Origin of the sequence: Kitasatospora sp. NPDC087271 (genome assembly GCF_044744605.1) — a bacterium.
Classification (GTDB): Bacteria; Actinomycetota; Actinomycetes; order Streptomycetales; family Streptomycetaceae; genus Kitasatospora.
Genome location: NZ_JBIUYQ010000003.1, coordinates 14,396 through 32,844, shown reverse-complemented (window position 1 = coordinate 32,844; position 18,449 = coordinate 14,396). Strand labels below are relative to the sequence as shown.

Sequence of the window (18,449 nt, the reverse complement as noted above, 5' to 3'; positions counted from 1 at the left end):
TCCCGCCGTCGGGAAAGCCGCTCACCTTGCCCGGCCACGGCACCGCCATGCCCGCGTCGGCGAACCGTCAGGTCGCGCAAGGAAAGAACTCGTGGTGTTCACGTGGGGGAGAGGGGCAAGTCAAGGATGACGAAGTCCGCAGGAGCGCGCAGATTCGCGCAGGTGGTGGCGCTGGTCACGGTCGTGGCAACCGCCGCGGCCTGCAGTGGCGGCGGTGGGGGCGGCGGCAGCGGCAACCCGGGGCCGGCCGGAGCGGCGGTGCAGGGGGGTGTGGTGCGGGTCGCCGAGGCGCCCTCCACCTTCCCGGACGCCATCTGGCCGTTCGACTCCCCGGCCCAGGTCACCACGGTGAACACCAGCCAGTTCCAGGAGCTGTTCTACCGCCCCCTGTACTACTGGGGCCTGAACGACAAGGTCGCCCTCGACCCGGAGGTGTCCCTCGGCGAGGCGCCCACCTGGAGCGCGGACGGCAGGACCGTCACCGTCCAGGTCAAGCCGTGGAAGTGGTCCAACGGTGAGGACGTCAACGCCCAGGACGTGCTGTTCTGGATCAACATGGCCAAGGCCGAGTCCTCCAACAGCGGCTACTACACCCCGCCGAACCCGGCGATCGGCGCCAAGTACTTCCCGGACAACGTGGCTTCGGCGACCGCCTCGGGACAGACCCTGACGCTGACCCTCAACACCCCGGTCAACCAGACCTGGTTCACCGACGACGAGCTCAGCCAGATCACCCCGATGCCGCTCGCCTGGGACCTCACCGGCCAGGGGCAGAAGGGCAGTTGCGCGAGCGACGCGTTCGGTTCGGACGCCGCCGCGAAGGACTGCGCGGCCGACTACGCCTACCTCAGCGCGCAGTCGACCAAGGGCGGCGACTTCGCGGGCAGCCCGCTGTGGTCGGTGGTCGACGGCCCGTGGAAGCTCAAGAACTACAACGGCACCTCCGGTGCGTACGGGATCGTGCCGAACCCCGCCTACTCGGGCCCGCAGAAAGCGCACCTCGACGAGGTGGACTTCGTCCCGTACACCTCGGCCACCACGGAGTACGCGGACCTGAAGGCCGGCAGCGGCGGCGCCAACGCCATCGACGTCGGCTACCTGCCGGCCGAGAACTCCCCGACCTTCAACGCCAAGAACCCGGACGCGGGCAACCCGTTGAGCAGCGCGGGCTACTACATCCCGGCCCCGACCTACCTGGACGAGATCTCGTACTACCAGATCAACTTCGCCAACCCGGCCGTAGGGCCGCTGTTCAAGCAGCCCTACTTCACCAAGGCCGTCCAGGACACCGTGGACCAGCAGGGCATCATCAACGGCATCTGGAAGGGCTGGGGCTACCCGAGCACCGGCGCCGTGCCCAGCCTCCCGGCTGGCAACCCGCTCTCCCCCAAGAGCCAGTCCGAGCGCGCCACCTACGACCCGGCGGCCGCCAAACAGCTGCTGAGCAGCCACGGCTGGAACACCGACAGCGTCCCGGCCACCTGCACCGACCCGGGCACCGGCCCGAACCAGTGCGGCGCCGGTATCGCGGCGGGCACCAAGGCCGCGTTCACGCTCGACTACCCCTCCGGCCAGGCCGCGCTGGACACCATGGCGGCGGACATGCGCTCGGACGCGGCCAAGGCGGGCATCGGCATCACCATGGTCAGCCAGACCCAGAACACCATCGGCAACGAGGGTGTGGCCTGCAGCGCCGCCCAGCCGGCCGGCTGCCAGTGGCAGGGCCTGCTCTACGGCGGCTGGGTCTACGCCCCCGACTACTACCCGACCGGCGACGCGCTGTTCGCCACGGGAGCCGGGCCGAACGTCTGGAGCTTCTCCGACCCGAAGCTGGACCAGCTGATCGTCAAGACCACCACCGGCAGCGACGTCAACGACCTGTACGCCTACGAGGACTACATCGCGGGCGACCAGCCGGTCATCTACACCCCCAACACGCTCGCGATCAGCGAGGTCACCAAGAAGCTGCACCTAGACGCCGGTGACCCCTTCCAGGGCTACGAGCCGGAGTACTGGTACTACACGAAATGACGGCCATCCACAACGGCGTCGCCGCTGCCCCCCTCGGGGGGCGGCGGTGACGGCCTACCTGATCCGACGGCTGTTCCAGGCCCTCCTGACGGTGCTGATGGTCACCGTCATCTCCTTCGGCCTGATGCAGCTCATGCCGGGCGGCCCGGTCCGGGCGATCCTCGGCTCCCACGCCACCCCGGCCAACATCGCCCACCTGACCCAGCAGATGGGTCTGGACCGCCCCGTCTACGTGCAGTACTGGACCTGGCTGGACGGCCTGCTGCACGGCAACCTGGGCTTCGACTACATCCAGCAGCGCCCGATCTCCGACCTGCTGTTCAACGCCCTCGGCGCCTCCGCCTACATCGTCGGCGCCTCGCTGCTGCTCGCGCTGCTGATCGCGGTGCCGGCGGGCCTGCTCCAGGCCACCCGCCGCAACAGCGTGCTGGACCACGCCTTCACGGTGTTCTCCTTCGTCGCCTACGGCGTGCCGACGTTCTTCATCGGCTTCCTGATCCAGCAGTGGTTCGAGGACGACCTGCACTGGGTCTCGGTGCAGGACCAGGTGGCCACCTTCGGCGACGCGCTCACCCACCCCGGGGCCGTCTGCCTGCCCGTCCTGACCCTGACCGTCACCACCGTGGCCGGCTACAGCCGCTACATGCGCTCCGGGGTGCTGGACCAGATCACCCAGGACTACGTGCGGTCCGCCCAGGCCAAGGGCGCCTCCCGGCGCCGCACCCTGTACGGCCACGTGCTGCGCAACGCCTTGATCCCGATGGTCACGCTGGTCGGTCTCTCGCTGCCCGCGCTGGTCGGCGGCGCGCTGATCGTCGAGTACGTCTTCAACATCCAGGGCATCGGCCTGCTGACCACCCGTGCCGCGCTGCAGAACGACTACGGCATCACCCTGGCGGCCACCCTGCTCACCGCGGTGACCACCGTGGTCGGCTCGCTGCTGGCCGACCTCGGCTACGCCGTGCTGGACCCACGAGTGAGGCTCACCTGATGGCCCTGACACCCGGTACCACGGAAGGTCGGCCCGCCTCCGCCCCGGGCGGGGAGCCGGCCGGGCGGCCCCGCTCGATGCTCCGGCGCGGCGCGGAGGTCTTCGCCGAGAACAGGCTGGCCCTGGTCGCCGTCGCCGTCCTGGTCTCGATCATCGCCTTCTGCTTCCTCGGCCCGCTGTTCTACCACGCCGACACCTCGGTGGTGAACCTCTCCGCCGTCACCCTGCCGCCGGGCGCCGGGCACCCGCTCGGCACGGACAACGACGGCATCGACGAGCTCGGCAAGGTGATGGTCGGCGGGCAGACCAGCCTGGAGATCGGCCTCGCCGCCGGTCTGATCGCCGCCGTCCTCGGCGCGCTGTACGGCGCGGTCGCGGGCTATCTCGGCGGCTGGATCGACGCGTTGATGATGCGGGTGATCGACTCCTTCATGTCCTTCCCGCTGATCTTCCTGCTGATCTACCTCAGCAGCGTCTACGGGAAGAGCAAGGCCATGCTGATCCTGGAGGTCGGCCTGACCTCCTGGTTCGGCATCACCCGCCTGGTCCGCGGCGAGGCCCTGGCCATCAAGGTCCGCGAGTACGTGTCCGCGTCCCGGATGATGGGCGCGGGCGGCCGGCGGATCGTGCTGAAGCACATCCTGCCCAACACCATCGGGACGACGATCGTCAACACCACGTTCTCGATCGCCGACGCGGTCTTCGCCCTGTCCACGCTCAGCTACATCGGGCTGGGCCTCCAGGCCCCCAACAACGACCTGGGCGGCATGCTCGACGTCGGCACCACCTTCGCCGGCCAGGGCTGCTGGTGGATGATCTATCCGCCCGCCGCCGTGATCATCCTGATCATCCTGTGCTTCAACGTGATCGGCGACGCCCTGCGCGACGCCTTCGAAACCCGGCTGCAGAAGCGGTGAACCCGACGGAGGATCAGCAGTGGCGCTCCTCGAAGTGACCGGCCTGCGCACCGAGATCCGGCTGAAGCGCTCGGTGGTGCACGCCCTGGACGGCGTCGACCTCGCGGTGGACGTCGGCGAGACCCTCGGCATCGTCGGGGAGTCGGGCTGCGGCAAGACCATGACCGCCATGTCGATCATGCAGCTGCTGCCGAACGGCGGCAGCGTCGTCGACGGCCGGGTCCTGCTCGACGGCCGCGACCTGCTCGCGCTCGGCCCCGAGAAGATGGACCGGGTGCGCGGCAACGACATCGGGATGATCTTCCAGGACCCGACCACCTCGCTCAACCCGACGATGACCATCGGCCGGCAGATCTCCGAGTCCGTGCGCATCCACCGCCGGGCCTCCCGGAAGGAGGCGCACGAGCGCGCCGTCGAGGTGCTGTCCCTGGTGGGGATGCCCAGTCCGGCCCAGCGGGCCCTGGTCTACCCGCACGAACTGTCCGGCGGGATGCGCCAACGGGCCATGATCGCCATGGCCCTGGCCAACGAGCCCAAGCTGCTCATCGCCGACGAGCCGACCACCGCCCTCGACGTCACCGTCCAGAAGCAGATCCTCGAACTCATCGACCACCTCAAGCAGCAGCTCGGCATGGCCGTCATCCTGGTCACCCACGACCTCGGCGTCATCGCCGGACGGGCCGACCGGATCGCCGTCATGTACGCCGGGAAGGTCGTCGAGACCACCGGCACCGAGGAGCTCTACACCAACCCCCGCCACCCGTACACCGAGGCACTGTTCGAATCGCTGCCGGAACGTTTCGCCGAGTCCGGCGGCCGGCTCTACTCGATCCCCGGCCTGCCGCCGGACCTGACCACCCCGCCGCCCGGCTGCCGGTTCGCCGCACGCTGCCGCTACGCCACCGAGCGGTGCCACGCGCAGGAGCCGCCGCTGTCCGGGGAGGCCCCGGAACACCGCTACGCCTGCTACTTCCCGGTCGGCGAGGCCGAGCCGGGCGGCCGCCCCGCCGCCGTGGCACCGCCCCCGGCGACGGCCGTACGGGCCCTGGCGGTCCAGGCCCCCGCGGTGCCCGACGACGCGCCGGCCGAACCGCTGCTGCGCATCGACAACCTGGTCAAGCAGTACGCGGTGACCAGCGGCCTGATCCTGCGCCGGGCCGTCGGCGCGGTCAGCGCCGTGGCCGACATCTCCCTGACGGTCCGCCGGGGAGAGACGCTCGGCCTGGTCGGCGAGTCCGGCTGCGGCAAGACCACCGTCGGCAAGCTCATCGTCGGCCTGGAGCGGCCCACCAGCGGCAGCCTGGTGTTCGAGGGCCGGGACCTGGCCCTGGTGCCACGGGCCGAGCGGCGCCGACTGCGCCGGGACGTCCAGCTCATGTTCCAGGACTCCTACGCGGCGATGAACCCCCGGATGCCCGTCCAATCGATCATGCGCGAGCCGCTGGACATCCACCGGGTCGACGGCCAGGCCGAGCGCGACCGGCGGATCAGGCAGATCTTCGACCTGGTCGGCCTGCCGCTCACCGCCCTGGACCGCTACCCGCACGAGTTCTCCGGCGGCCAGCGCCAACGCATCGGACTGGCCCGCGCGCTGGCCCTGCGCCCCAAGCTCATCGTCGCGGACGAGCCCGTCTCGGCCCTGGACGTGTCGATCCAGTCGCAGGTGCTCAACCTGATGAGCGACCTTCAGGGCGAACTCGGACTGTCGTACCTGTTCATCTCGCACGACCTGTCCGTGGTCCGGTACCTGTCCGACCGGATCGGCGTGATGTACCTGGGCAAACTGGTGGAGATCGGCCCCGCGCCGTCGGTGTACGCCCGGCCGGTGCACCACTACACCCGCGGCCTGCTGGACACCATCCCGGTGGCCGACCCGGTGGTGGAGAAGGCCAAGAGCAGCCGGGGCGTCGCCGGGGAACTCCCGTCCGCGATCGACCCGCCGTCCGGCTGCCGCTTCCGCACCCGCTGCGCGGCGGCGCAGCAGATCTGCGCGGAGGTCGAGCCACCGCTGACCGCCTTCGGCCCCGACGACCACCTGGCCGCCTGCCACTTCCCCCTGCGGGCCGCCCCGATCCGCTGAACCGCGCCTCCGGCCACGCCCCCTCCGGGAGCGGGCCGGCGAGGCCGTCGGCGATGGGCACGCGGCGGTGGGCACGTGGTGGTGGGCACACGGCGATGGGCACACGGCGGTGGCCTCCACCCCGAGAGCGGGGTGGAGGCCACCGGGCCGGCTTCCGAGAGGCCGGCGCGTCCGGACACACCCGGCGGGTGCCGGGCGCCCGCGGGCCGCCCGCGGGAGGAAGGTCAGGTGCAGGGGATGACCCGGCCTCCTGTCACGACGCACTTGGGCGGCACCAGGCGCGGGTGTCCGGTGTTCGTCTGCCACTGCACCTTCGGGACGCCCTTGATGATCGCCTGCAGCGCGTAGATGAAGGCCTCCAGGAAGTCGCCCTTTCCTGCGGCGGCCACCGCGCGGGCCCCGTCGATGGCGGCGCCGGTGGCGTCGCCGGCCTGCAGGATCTGGACGTCGCCCAGGGGGCTGACCATCAGCCAGGCGCCATTGCGGCCATTGGTTCCCGAGGCCCAGCAGACCCGCCCGTCGGCGGCGGTGACGACGAGGTTCCCGTCGTCCTGCATGACGGCCTTGGCCCCGCAGCCCACGGTCTTCGACTCCCATACGGGCCAGGTGTGGTCGCCGATGGCGTCGCCCTGCGTGTAGTAGGCGACGAGGTTGCCGTCCTGCTGCATGACGAGCCGGGTGGATTGCTCCGCCGCCGAGGACTTCAGGCTCTGCCCTGGGCACAGGGTGTCCCCGTGCCACATCCACGAGTCGGAGGACTGCCGCCCGTTGCAGACCGGGGGGAGCTGGATGCTGTCCGGGAAGCGCGGGTCCCTTCCTCCGCCGCCGGTGTTCCCGCCGCCGCCTCCGCCGGTACCACCGCCGCCGCCGGTGTTCCCACCGCCGGGGTTCCCCCCGCCACCTCCGGTGACCGCTGAGTCGTCGAGCTTCCACCACTGGGCGGTGGAGGAGGTGCAGGCCCAGACGGCGAGGTCCTCGTTGCTGTTGACGGCGGTGAGGCAGCCGTTGTCGGCCGCGGAGATGATCCGGTACCAGCCGGGCAAGTTCTGGCTCTCCTGGAAGCGCCAGAGCTGGTTGGCGTTGCCCTCCTGGGCGCTGGTGAGGTGGGTGCGGTGGGTGCTGGGGTTGTGGTCCATCACCATCGCCCCGGCGAACTTCGTCTCGATCAGCCACTGGTTGTCGGGCTTCTGCCACAGCATCCACTGCTGTGCGGCGCTGCCGTTGCCGCCCAGGGCCTTGATCCGGGTACCGCCGGCGGTGTTGGCGCCGTCGAGGTCCGCGACCAGGCCGCTGTTGCCGGAGCGCAGGACGGTGGTGACGCCGTGGCGCACCCCGCTGCCCCCGGGCGCCTGCGGGGTTCCCCCGCTGCCGGCGTTCCCGCCGCCGGTCGAACCTCCGCCCGTCGAGCCGCCGTTGTTCCCGCCGGTGTTCCCACCGCCGCCGCCGGACGAGCCGCCGGTGTTCCCACCGCCACCGCCGCCGCCTCCGCCGGAGCCGCCGCCAGGGGTGGGCCCGTTCTGGATGTTGTCGAGCCGCCAGCGCTGGCGGTCCGAGCCGTCGCAGGCCCAGATGCCCAGCTGCTCACCGGCGTTGTTGGCGGTCAGGCAGCCGCTGTCGGTGTCGCTGGTGATCCAGAACCAGCCGCCTCCGGCGTCGTGGAAGGCCCAGTGCTGGTTGGCGTTGCCGTCCATCGTCCGGATCAGGTGGGCGCGGTGGGTGCCCGGGTCGTGGTCCATGACCATGCCCTGGCCGGCGGCGGCCTTGCCGTCGGTCAGCAGCGTCTCGATGATCCAGCGCCCGTTCGCGGTGGGCCAGAACGCCCAGCGCTGCGCGTCGTTGCCGTTCGAGCCGAGCGCCTTGATCAAGGTGCCGGAGGCGGTGTTCGCGCCGTCGAGGTCCGCGACCATGGTGTTGTTCGCCGAGCGCAGGGTGGCGACCTGCGACGAACCGACGCCGGGGCTCACCACCGGGGTGGTGCCGGGCTGCTGCGCGGGCCGCTGCGGGGCGCGCGGCGGGACGGTGCCCAGGCCCCAGCGCTGCGCGTCGCTGGCGTTGCAGTCCCAGATCTGCAGTGCGGTGCCGTTCGCGGAGTTGCCCGCCACGACGTCCAGGCACTTGCCCGAGTTCGGGTTGACCAGGGAGGAGTCCGCGCCCTGGCGCCAGTTCTGCGCCGCGCTGGCGTTGCAGTCGTACAGGCCCACCCGGGTGCCGCCGGCGGTGTTGCCGGCGGCGACGTCCAGGCACTTGCCGAACGCCTTCAGGACGAGCCCGCCGCTGGTCGCGGTCGGGGTCCACTGCTGGGAGCCGGTGTTGTTGCAGTCGTAGAGGTCGATCGGGGTGTTGTTCGCGGTGTTGCCGGCGGTGACGTCCAGGCACTTGGACGGCAGCGCCGAGTAGACCGGCACCGCGGCCGCGCCGCCGGAGTTCCCACCACCGCCACCGCCACCGCCACCGCCACCGCCGCCGCTGTTGCCGCCGGTGCCACCGCCGGTCGACGGGTTGTCGACGGCCTCGGTCAGGCGCCACTTCTGGGCGTTGGTGCCGTCACAGCCGAGGATCGCCAGCTCCGCACCGTCGGCCGCCGCCGTGAGGCAGCCGTTGCCGGCGGCGCTGACGACCGTGAACCAGCCGCCCCCGGCGTCGGCGAACCGCCACAGCTGGTTGGCGTTGCCCTCCTGCGCACCGATGAGATGGGTGCGGTGGGTGGTGGGGTTGTGGTCCATCACCATGCCGCCGCCGAGCTTCGTCTCGATCAGCCACCGGCTGTCCGGCTTCTGCCACAGCGTCCACTTCTGCGCGTCGTTGCCGTTGCGGCCCTGCGCCTTGATGCGGGTCCCGGCGGCGGTGTTGGCACCGTCGAGGTCCGCGAGCAGGCCGCCGTTGCCCGACTGCAGCACCACCGTCCGGTTGTGCGCGGGCTGCGCACCACCGGCGCCCAGCGGCGGCTGGCCGCCAGTGTTGCCACCGCCAGTGCCGCCACCGCCCGTGCTGCCGCCGCTGCCGCCGTTGCCGCCCCCGGTCGTCGGCACGGTGCCGGAGAGCTTCCACTTCTGCTGCGCGCTGCCGTCGCAGTCGCGGACGGCCAGTACCTCGTGCGCGCCGCGCTGGGTCAGGCAGCCGCCGGCCGCGCTGACGACGTTCGTCCAGCCGCCCCCGGCGTCCTTGAACCGCCACAGCTGGCCGGGCTGCCCGTCCGCGGCGGCCGGTGCGAGCACGCTCTCGTGCCGGCCGGTGTCGTGGGCCAGCAGCATGCGCTCGGCGGCGGAGGCGCGGTTGTAGGTGAGCCGGGTCTCGATCGCCCAGTTCCCGCTGCCGCGGTCCCAGAACACCCACTTCTGCGCGTCCGTGCCGTTCGGCTCGTAGGCCTGGACGGCGTTGCCCGCCACGGTGCTGGAGCCGCGGACGTCGGGCACGAGGGTGTCCCCGGTGCCCGGCTGGAGGTATGCGCCGGTCCCGGCGTCGTTGCCAGTGCCGCCGTCGGGGCCAGTGCCGCCGTCGGGGCCACTGGGAGTCGACGGGCCGCCGAAGATCGGCGGAAACATGGGCAGTACGGGGAACCCGGGCAGCGAGATCCCCGGAGGCGCGGGCACCGGCGGACGGCCGCCGGTGGAACCGTTGTCACCGCCAGGAGTGTTGCCGTCCGGCTGGTCCTTCCGCTTGCACTTGGGAGGCTCCTCCGGCGACTTGGGCGGGTTCGACCAGGCGGCGGGGTCGTTCGGGAAGCCGGTGGTCGCGGGCCACGGGACGTCCGGCAGCCCCGGCAGGGAGGGCCACGGGACGGTGGGGAACCCGGGGACGGACGGCCAGCGCCAGAGCGGGATGCTCGGGAGCGTCGGCCAGGTGACGTCCGGAAGCGAGGGCCCGTCCGTCCCCGGCGCGTCCGGCAGGTCGGGGTGTCCCGGCCACGGCACGTTCGGGGAGCCGGGCACCGAGGGCCACTTCACCTGCGGGAATCCCGGCACGGTGGGCCAGGCCAGGTCCGGGTGCCCCGGGATCGCCGGGTCGGCGGCGCTCGGCAGCCCGGGGATCAGGGCCTTGCCGTCGTCGTTGCCGTTGCCGGGCAGCGGCAGCACCGGCCACGGGACGCCGGGGTGGCCCGGCATGGCGGGCCACGGGACGGTCGGGGAGCCGGGGACGGCCGGCCAGGTCGCCTCGGGGTGGCCGGAGACGGCGGGCCACGCCGTGGTGGGCAGAGTGGGGAAGCCGGGCCAGCGCAGCTCGGGCAGGTCGGGGTGGCCGGGCATCGGGACGCCCGGGAAGCCCGGGACGGACGGCCACGGGATCGCCGGGTGCCCTGGCAGCGACGGCCAGGTCACCTCGGGGCGGTCCGCGACGGTCGGCCACGGCAGGTCGGGGAAGCCGGGGACGGTGTGGCCGGCGCCGGAGCACGGCACGGACAGGTGCCAGGCCTGCCGGTCGGAGCCGTCGCACGGCGCCACCGTCAGCGCGGTGCCGTCCAGGGTGAGGCAACGGCCGTCGGTGGCCGTGGTGATGCGGTAGCCGCCCGCGCCGTCGGCGACGAAGCGCCAGCGCTGGCCGGGGCTGCCGTCGGGCTTGCCGTTCGTCGCGTCGTTCTCGATCGGCCGCACGGCCAGCCGGTCACCGTACGCGGGGACGCTGAGCACGCTGCCCTGTCCGGCCGGGGTGGTGCCGTTGGTCCGGCCGGTCTCGATCACCCAGGTGTCGTCCGCCTTCTGCCAGGTCGCCCAGCTCTGCCCGGCGGAGCAGTCGGGGGCGGCGGCCCGTACCGGGCTGCCCGGAGCGGGCGAGGCGTCCGGCACGTCGGCGACCAGGCCGGCGGCTCCGGAGGTCAGGACGGAGACCTTCCCGTGCTGCGGCTCCCGGGCTGTGGCGGCGGAAGCGGAGGCCGTCTGCGGCGCGCTGTCGGCCGGGACGTCAGCGGGGACGCCGGCCGCCGCGAGGGAGATCATGGACGCGGCCGCTGCTCGGGGCGGGGACGGGACGTTCGGCCGACAGGTCTCGTCCTTGCGACGCAGCGGGTCCTTGCTGAACATCACCGGGAAGTGGTCCGATTCCTCCACGTAGCCGAGGCGACGTGCCGTGTACTGGTGGTCGGCCGGCAGCCCCCGGGCGATCATGTAGTCGTATTCGGAGGTCGGGCGGTTCCTGGAGTAGGTCATCATGCCGGAGCTGACGAGCCGACGGCCGTCGCCGAACACCTGCGCCATCGACAGCGACCCGGGCTCGCGGTTGAAGTCGCCCATCAGGGCCCAGTTCGCGTCGCCCGTCGCCGTGACCGCCTGGATGGCGGCCGGCACGTTGTTCCGCTCATGGAAGCCTGCTGCCCTGTTGGTGGCGTGCATGGAGTAGTACCACGTGCCGTCCGCGAGCTTGACGCCCAGGATGGGCTTGGCATCGTTAGCCACCTGGCCGTTGTTCTCCGGCTGAGGCGGGATGACCCTCACCACGGGCGCCGCAGCGTTGTCGATGCTCCGGGGCACCACGAGGGCCAGCGAGCGTTCTTCACGGGTGGCTGTCCTGACCCGGTAGATGGTGCGAGTGCCGCCTGTCCAGGCGGGAAACACCTCCCATCGGTACCTCTGGACCTCGAAACCGTTCGTGTTGATCGACGCTTCGGGCACGATGTCCGGATCGTCCGGTTCCGCGTCCCGGATTTCCTGCAGCGCGAGAATGTCAACACGTTGGGCGAGATCGAAGATCTCCCCCCGCCATCTGGTGCCGTACCGATTGTTGTAGGTCGCGGCCGAGTGTTCCTGAACGGTCGCCGGTACGGCCTGCGGCGGAGCGACGGGGCCCACCGCGTGCGCGGGTATCGGGAACGCGCCGATGAGCCCCGCCAGCAGGGCGAACAGCGGTACGACCGCCGTGTACGCCCATTGTGGTCGCCACGGTATTCGCCGTTCGGTCGGTGAGGCGGCCGTGCCCGGGTGTGCCATTGAGAAACTCCTTGAAACTTCACAGCTGTACCGGGGCACGTTGACAGTGGGTGGTAGACAAACGATGAACGGATGGCCCTGGCGCGTATATCTCGCTGCGGTACCAGCTGTGAACCCGCGACGGGTCCGATGCCCCGCCAGTGGCCGAGGTCGACCAGCAGCCCCAGATGATCCTGATCCCCGTGCGGGACCTGTAGACGGGCCGCACCGGCGGCAAGCCCCCCGGCAGGCCCCCGGCTCGATGCCCTCGCCCAGGTCCGCCGCTCACCGCTTCCTGCTGCCGCGTCAGCGTTCCGCAGCCGGCCCGGGCTGCTCATCCGTTCGGGTGAGGCGAGGTTGGAGGGGGGCCGGGGGTGGCAGAACGGCGGGCATGACGACTTCCTCCACCAGGCGCCGCCGGGGCCGCCCTGGCAAGCCGGCCTTCGCGCCCGTGCCCGTCCGCCAGGCCGTCGGTTCCGCGGTGCCGTCCGGGCCGCGTCGACCTGCCGCCGGGTGCTGCCGGACCTGGAACAGCGAGCACAGGCTGCCCGGCGGCCAGGTGGTCCGGACGACCTGGCACCAGCCCGCCTGCTCGGCCTGGGCCGTCCGGTGACCACGCACCAGATGCCGGACGGACACTGCGCGCGCCGGCTGCCGTGCCCTCCGGCGCCCGGTCCCCCGGTGGCTTCGGTGAGGACGGCGGCGCCGCTGACGACGGTGATCGTGGCGTTGGCGGTGCCGTCCGGCAGGGGGCGGGTGTCCTCCCGCGGGCCGGGTAGGGCGTTTGTCCTGGCCCCGTCCGGTTTCGGACGGGCGGATGCCCCGGGGCGGGTGCTCCCGGGGCATCCGTGGCGCGGGTGCGGGTGGGGTCAGCCCTGCCCGCCGGTGCTGATGCCGGTCTCGGTGGCGCTGCCCGCGACGCCGCCAGGGCCGACCACGACGGCGCCGGTGAGGAAGGAGGAGCCACAGGGGCCGAACTGCGCGTCGGTGACCTGAAGGGCGCTGCCGTTCGGGCCGACGGCGAACGCGCCGCTGTCGAAGTTGACGGTGGGGATGTTGTCGGTCTCGGCGGCGGAGGCGGTGGTCGCCGCGCCGATGACGAGCGGGAGGCTGAGGACGGAGACGGCCAGGATGCGGTGCGCGGTACGCATGGGTGGAACCCTTCGAGGTGCGAATGGTGAGGGTGGATCGGACGGCCGTGGTGTGGCGGCCCGTCACCATCCACACACGGCCGTGTGCGCATCGCTACCGGGGGGAGGCTGTTCGTACCATCGGTGCACTCGGCCCTCGGCCCGGCTCCGCTCGCCGGGCCCGGCCTGCCGGCCGTTGACCCACCGGCGCCCGTCCCGCCCGCAGGGCCTGACTCCGTCAGGCGAGGTTCTGTTCCAGGGCCGCGAGGTAGCGCTTCATCGCGTGGTCGCGCACACCGGCCGTGGCCGGAGCGAACGCGTCGGCGGTCAGGCCCTTGGCGCGGTCGGCGAGCCCGGCGACCAGGCCCATGGAGTCGTGGAGCCGGCCCGAGGAGTCGATGTACTTCAGCGCCTCGACGTGGGTGTAGGCCGGCTCCGGCGGCAGCTGGGGCACGATGTCGTTGTTGTTGACGAACCGGTACAGGCGCCCCTTGAAGCCCTCGTTGCAGGCGGCGGCGAGCAGCCGGTCACAGGTGCGGGGCTGCCCGAACGTGATGATGCCGTCGGCCTGGAGGCGCGGGTCCTCCAGGTACGACCGGGCGCCGGCCAGCATCGCCAGGGCTCCGCCGAGGCTGTGGCCGGTGAACCACACGGTCTGGCCGTTGGTGCGCAGCTGGGCGTGGGCGTCCAGGACGTCCGGGAAGACCGACTCCAGCGCTTCGGCGAAGCCGTAGTGGACGTAGCCGGTGCGGGCGGGGCCGGGCCAGGGCGGCGTGGAGGAGTCGGAGAGCCAGTCGCGGATCTCGGCCGGTTGGGTGCCGCGGAACGCCGTGACGACCATGTGGTCGCTGGCCATGGTGTAGCCCTGGGTGTCCTCCAGCGGGAAGGGCGGAGTGAACCGGGTCCGGTGGTGACGCACCCGGTCGAAGCCCCAGTCGCGGGCCTGCTGTTCGATGGTGGCCTCGTCCTGGTAGGCGAGTTCGGACGCCTTCGCCAGCCAGTAGGCGTGCGGGACGCTGTAGTTCTTCGCCTGGTGGTCGAAGGTGGTGGGCACGGGCACGGCGATCTCTCCTCCGGGACGGCCGGCGGACGGGGTACGCACCGCCGGCGCGGACATCAGCCCCGTCGTACCAGAGCGCGGACCGCCGCTCCGGGTGGGCCGCGCCCGGATGTCACCCCGACGGCCGAGCAGGCGCACGGGGGCGGCTACGGGTGGTGGAGGGCGCGGGCGTACGCCAGGTCGGCGGGCCCGTTCCGGCCGATGTGGAGGAAGTGGTTCACCTGCCAGGCCTGCGTGCTGCGCGCTTGCCGGTTGGTCGTGGTCACCCATGGCGGGTAGACGCGGAACGCTCGTTTCCCGCCGGAGCCGTTTCGGGAGACGATGTCGCGCTCGCTCAGAACCTCGGACGGGAAGACGAACTGCCCGAAGCCGTTGTCGTCGCGGCAGCTGATGACGAAGAGGTCCACCCCGTCGTCGGTGTCGAAGGGCCGGATCGGTCCCTCTTCGGATCGCAACCACACGGTGACGAACTGGCCCGCCTTCGTCGGGGTGGTTCTGGCCGCGCGGAACCGGACCGAGCGGCCGTCGATCGTGAACCGGCAAGCCGCGTATTCGGTGCTCTCCGGTTCGGCCACGGGGGGCGAACAGGCCAAACCGCTCGGGTCGTACACCAAGGCCTTCGCCGCCAGCAGGTCAGCATGAAGCCCTGCCCACGGCTGATTCGTCACCATTCCGTCATTCTGCCATCGAGGCTGCCACCCCTTGAGGCGCTCTACCAGGGGCTCCTGCCATCGGACCCGATCACGGACAGGCGGGTGGAAGCAGGCGCCGTCGCCGTCCGGTCGGCAGCCGTTCCCGGCCGCGCCGCTCCTGGTCGGGTGGTCGAGCGCGTCGTTCCACGCGGAGCCGTGTCGACCTGCCGGTGGCCGATCCGATGCCGCAGACCGCGGCTTTCGCCTCCGCTCCAAACCAGCTCCCGCAGGCGGAAAGCGGGCCCTGCCCCGGTAGATTGCCATCCTTGATCGAGCGCGGTGCGCACTCCCGCCTCGACGATGGACGGCACGACGGGGAACGCTGACGTGGCTGCCAGAAGCGCCGGGCCCATCTGGTCGACCCGCTGGACCGCGAAACCGGACCGGCCTCATGCGCACGCGATGCAGCAGCGGACACCACCGTGTACCCGCCACCGGTACACCACCTCGTCGATGGTGATCAGGCGCGACCCTTTCTTCCTCAGCGTCAACTATGCCTCCTCGTAAGGAACATCGGTGATGGGTCGACCACTCGACTCGACCTCGCCACGCCGAGCGTGCCAGAGTCCGAGGACGAAAGGCACCCGACTTCCGGCGAGTCGCGTGGCCCCTCGGGGGCTCGCGTCGGCCGGGCCTGGCACGGATCCGACGGTCAGTGCGCGGCATGTCACCGCGTGACAGCGCCGCTGTCGCTGTCGGGCGACACCGGCGGCGGGCGACCCGCCGGCCGGCGGTCGAGAGCGCGGGCATCCGCGAGTGAGGAGCCACCTCCTGGCGGAAGGCCTGGACCTTCGGGTGAACACCACCGGGTCGACGCCCTGTCAACGCACTCGTTGACGGGAGCGTTGACGCCGCGTCTACCGGGGCCCGGTGGCATGACCGCAGGCCGGTTCCAGGGGGGAACCGCCCGAGAGGAGAGCCCCGAGATGATCACCCGTCGTACGGCCGCCGCCGCCGTCGTTCTGTCCGCCGCGACCGTCGTGTCCGGGATGGCCTTCGGTGCCGGGACCGCCAGTGCGGCCGAGTCGCTCCCGTCCAGCGGCGCCGACTACCGCATCTCCAGCTACGCGGGCGGCGCCCTCCAGTGGGACAGTCGCAACAACGCCTCCAACGTGGTGGTCCGCGACTGGAACGAGTCCTCCGCCCAGCAGGTCTGGACGGTCAGGGACGAGGGCAACGGCACCTGGTCGGTCAAGGTGCCCGGCACCAACAACGCCGTCGACCGGGACCGGGGCAAGAACACCGTCGGAGCCTGGAACTACGTCGGCGCGGACAACCAGAGGTGGTGGCTGGAGAACACCTCGATGGGCAACGGCCGGGCCTGGCTGCTGCACAGCGTCTCGGACAGCAACCTCTGCCTGGCCCGTGGCGCGGACCTGAACGCCAAGGTGGCCGCCTGCAACGCGGGGGACCCGGCGCAGTCCTGGAACCTCGACCGCAACGGCGCCACCACCCCGCCGACCGGCGGCCGCCCGACCATCGACCTCGACTACTCGCAGGCCCCGGGCCTCGGGCCGTGGCTGGAGCAGCAGAAGAGGACCGTCGCGGACTACTACCCGACGATCTCCAACCTGATCACCAAGGGAGCCTTCGCCGCCCCCAGCTACTTCAAGATCATCTTTGACCCGAAGCTGACCGACTACCCCGCGTTCACCACGGTGAACCCCAGCAGCGGCGTCAAGGAGGTCCACGTCAACATCGGCTACACCCGCGGCAACCAGGGTGACACCGGCTTCCTGGTGCACGAGGCCGTGCACGTCGCGGTCTGGGACAGCCCGTTCTCCGGCAAGTGGTGGCTGGGCGAGGGCCTGGCGGACTGGGTGCGCGACTACAACTTCCAGCCGGGCACCGGCGCCCAGCACTTCGGCCCGGACTCCAACTACGACAGCGGCTACCAGGCCACCGCCCGGTTCATCGACTACGTCTCGAAGGCCTACAACAAGCCCGACCTGGCACACCTGCTGAACACCACGAACTACAACGAGCAGATCTGGGTCCAGCTCACCGGCAAGAGCGCCCAGCAGCTCTGGAACGAGATGCCCAAGTAACCCGCGCCCCACACCCCACCCGACGGCCCGGCACCCACGAGGTGCCGGGCCGTCGGGTCGATGTCAGGAGCGCCGCCAAGGGGCGGGTGTGCGCGGTGCGAGACGGCCCGGCGCGCCTGGAAACACCGGAAGGTCACCTTTTCGAGTGAAGATCGAGATTGGGCCCCGAGTTCTGATTACTCGTCACCGATGATGCGTTCGAGAGCTTGCGGAGAGTGCCGGGCAGGAGCGGTCTGTCGGGAGGCGACATCGCCGCGTCCTCGTGGCGGCCTCGGCGGCCGCGCCCGGCGCGGCCGCGTTCCCGAGTGACAGCACACCCGATGAGGAGATGAAGTGCAGGAGAAGCGGCTCAAGTCCTGGGGCAACAACCGCGCGGGTCAGCTCGGCGACGGCACCTGGACGGACATCCGTACGACGGCCACCACCGTGCTGGGGCTGACGAGCGCCGAGGTGGTGAAGATCGCCGCCGGGGGAAGCGGCCCCACCGCAGGTTTCGGGCTGGCCCTGCTGACCGACCGCACGGTGCAGACGTGGGGCGCCAACGGGTCCGGGCAACTCGGCGACGGCTCGGTGTTCAGCCACAACGCGCCCGGCCAGGTCGTCAACCTTTCCGATGCCACCGACGTCGCCGCGGGCGGAATGCACAGCCTGGCACTGCTCGCCGACCGGACCGTGGTCGCCTGGGGGCGCAACAACTACGGCCAGCTCGGCAACGGCACCAACGCCGACAGCAGCGTCCCGGTCCGGGTCGAGGGACTCAACAAGGTGATCGCGATCGCCGCCGGACTCAACCACAGCCTGGCGCTGCGCGAGGACGGCACCGTGTGGGCCTGGGGCTACAACATCAACGGCCAGCTCGGCGACGGAACTTCGGCGAGTCGCAACGTACCGTCGCCGGTGAACAACCTGACCGGTGTGACCCGGATCGCCGCCGGCGCCGACCACAACCTGGCCCTGGTCGGCCCGCCGAGCAGTTCCACCAGGCCCACCAGCGGCAACGCGGTGAAGGCGTGGGGCTACAACGCCACCGGCCAGCTCGGCGACAACACCACCATCAGCCGCTTCACCCCGGTTGACACCCAGGGCAGCTGGCTCGGAGGGGTCTCCGGGATCGCGGCCGGAGCCCACCACAGCCTGGCCGTCACCGACAGCGACAACAAGCTCAAGGCCTGGGGCCGGAACACCTCCGGCCAGATCGGCGACGGCACCACCGACTACCGGATCACCCCCGTCCAGGTCCCCGGCCTCACCGGCATCCAACTGATCGCCGGCGGCCGCGAACACACCATCGCCCTGCTCGGCGACAACACCGTCCGCTCCTGGGGCAACAACGGCTCCGGCCAACTCGGCAACGGCACCACCACCGACAGCAGCACCCCCGTCACCTCGCTCACCGCGCTGACCGGCGTCGACAAGATCGCCGCACCCCTCGGCGGCGACTTCAGCCTGGCCAACTGAACCCGGCGCGGGGGGGGGGGGGGCCCCCCCCGCCCGCCCCCCCCCCCCCCCCCCCCCGGGCCCCCCGGGGGGGGGGGGGGGGCGGGGGGGGCCCCGGGGGGGCCGCGCGGGCCCCCCCCCCCGCCCCCCCCGCCCCCGGGGCGGG

The 18,449-nt window shown here is 71.7% G+C and carries 11 protein-coding genes; 7 read left to right on the top strand and 4 right to left on the bottom strand.

Annotated features, from left to right (window positions below; all coding sequences use genetic code 11):
* The first annotated feature begins 126 nt into the window (after nucleotides 1–126).
* From ACIO9K_RS06995 to ACIO9K_RS06980, 4 genes are read left to right on the top strand one after another with little or no spacing between them, the layout of a single operon-like run.
* Complete coding sequence (locus ACIO9K_RS06995) at nucleotides 127–2,031, top strand: ABC transporter substrate-binding protein (RefSeq protein WP_400327571.1); 1,905 nt, start codon at nucleotides 127–129, stop codon at nucleotides 2,029–2,031.
* 46 nt (nucleotides 2,032–2,077) lie between these two features.
* Nucleotides 2,078–3,022, top strand: coding sequence for an ABC transporter permease (locus ACIO9K_RS06990; protein WP_363581283.1), 945 nt, complete (start codon nucleotides 2,078–2,080; stop codon nucleotides 3,020–3,022).
* The gene (locus ACIO9K_RS06985) at nucleotides 3,022–3,939 is read left to right on the top strand and encodes an ABC transporter permease (RefSeq protein WP_363630758.1); all 918 of its coding nucleotides are present in this window, start codon (nucleotides 3,022–3,024) and stop codon (nucleotides 3,937–3,939) included. Before ACIO9K_RS06990 ends, ACIO9K_RS06985 begins: the two co-directional genes overlap by 1 nt.
* Nucleotides 3,940–3,958: 19 nt before the next feature.
* On the top strand, nucleotides 3,959–6,019 hold the full coding sequence (locus ACIO9K_RS06980) for an ABC transporter ATP-binding protein (protein WP_363630756.1): 2,061 nt from the start codon (nucleotides 3,959–3,961) through the stop codon (nucleotides 6,017–6,019).
* A 224-nt stretch (nucleotides 6,020–6,243) separates the two neighbouring features.
* Here the strand turns inward: ACIO9K_RS06980 and ACIO9K_RS06975 are convergent, their stop codons facing one another.
* The gene (locus tag ACIO9K_RS06975) at nucleotides 6,244–11,406 is read right to left on the bottom strand and encodes an RICIN domain-containing protein (RefSeq protein WP_400327568.1); all 5,163 of its coding nucleotides are present in this window, start codon (nucleotides 11,404–11,406) and stop codon (nucleotides 6,244–6,246) included.
* A gap of 901 nt (nucleotides 11,407–12,307) precedes the next feature.
* Between ACIO9K_RS06975 and ACIO9K_RS06970 the strand changes: the two genes are divergently transcribed.
* Nucleotides 12,308–12,529, top strand: a complete 222-nt coding sequence (locus tag ACIO9K_RS06970) for a hypothetical protein (RefSeq protein ID WP_400327566.1) — start codon at nucleotides 12,308–12,310, stop codon at nucleotides 12,527–12,529.
* A gap of 256 nt (nucleotides 12,530–12,785) precedes the next feature.
* Here the strand turns inward: ACIO9K_RS06970 and ACIO9K_RS06965 are convergent, their stop codons facing one another.
* From ACIO9K_RS06965 to ACIO9K_RS06955, 3 genes are all read right to left on the bottom strand, one after another.
* Complete coding sequence (locus ACIO9K_RS06965) at nucleotides 12,786–13,067, bottom strand: hypothetical protein (RefSeq protein ID WP_363581293.1); 282 nt, start codon at nucleotides 13,065–13,067, stop codon at nucleotides 12,786–12,788.
* Nucleotides 13,068–13,284: 217 nt separating this feature from the next.
* Nucleotides 13,285–14,106 carry a lipase family protein gene (locus ACIO9K_RS06960; protein WP_400327564.1) on the bottom strand — a complete coding sequence of 274 codons (822 nt, stop codon included), beginning with the start codon at nucleotides 14,104–14,106 and terminating at the stop codon, nucleotides 13,285–13,287.
* 146 nt (nucleotides 14,107–14,252) lie between these two features.
* Nucleotides 14,253–14,777 (bottom strand): MepB family protein, encoded by a 525-nt coding sequence (locus ACIO9K_RS06955; protein WP_400327562.1) that lies wholly within the window; start codon nucleotides 14,775–14,777, stop codon nucleotides 14,253–14,255.
* Nucleotides 14,778–15,724: 947 nt separating this feature from the next.
* Between ACIO9K_RS06955 and ACIO9K_RS06950 the strand changes: the two genes are divergently transcribed.
* Together ACIO9K_RS06950 and ACIO9K_RS06945 are read left to right on the top strand one after the other, a co-directional pair.
* Nucleotides 15,725–16,846 carry a basic secretory protein-like protein gene (locus ACIO9K_RS06950; RefSeq protein WP_400327560.1) on the top strand — a complete coding sequence of 374 codons (1,122 nt, stop codon included), beginning with the start codon at nucleotides 15,725–15,727 and terminating at the stop codon, nucleotides 16,844–16,846.
* A gap of 333 nt (nucleotides 16,847–17,179) precedes the next feature.
* Entirely contained in the window at nucleotides 17,180–18,304 is a 1,125-nt protein-coding gene (locus ACIO9K_RS06945; RefSeq protein WP_400327558.1) for an RCC1 domain-containing protein, read from the top strand.
* The last annotated feature ends 145 nt before the right edge of the window (nucleotides 18,305–18,449 follow it).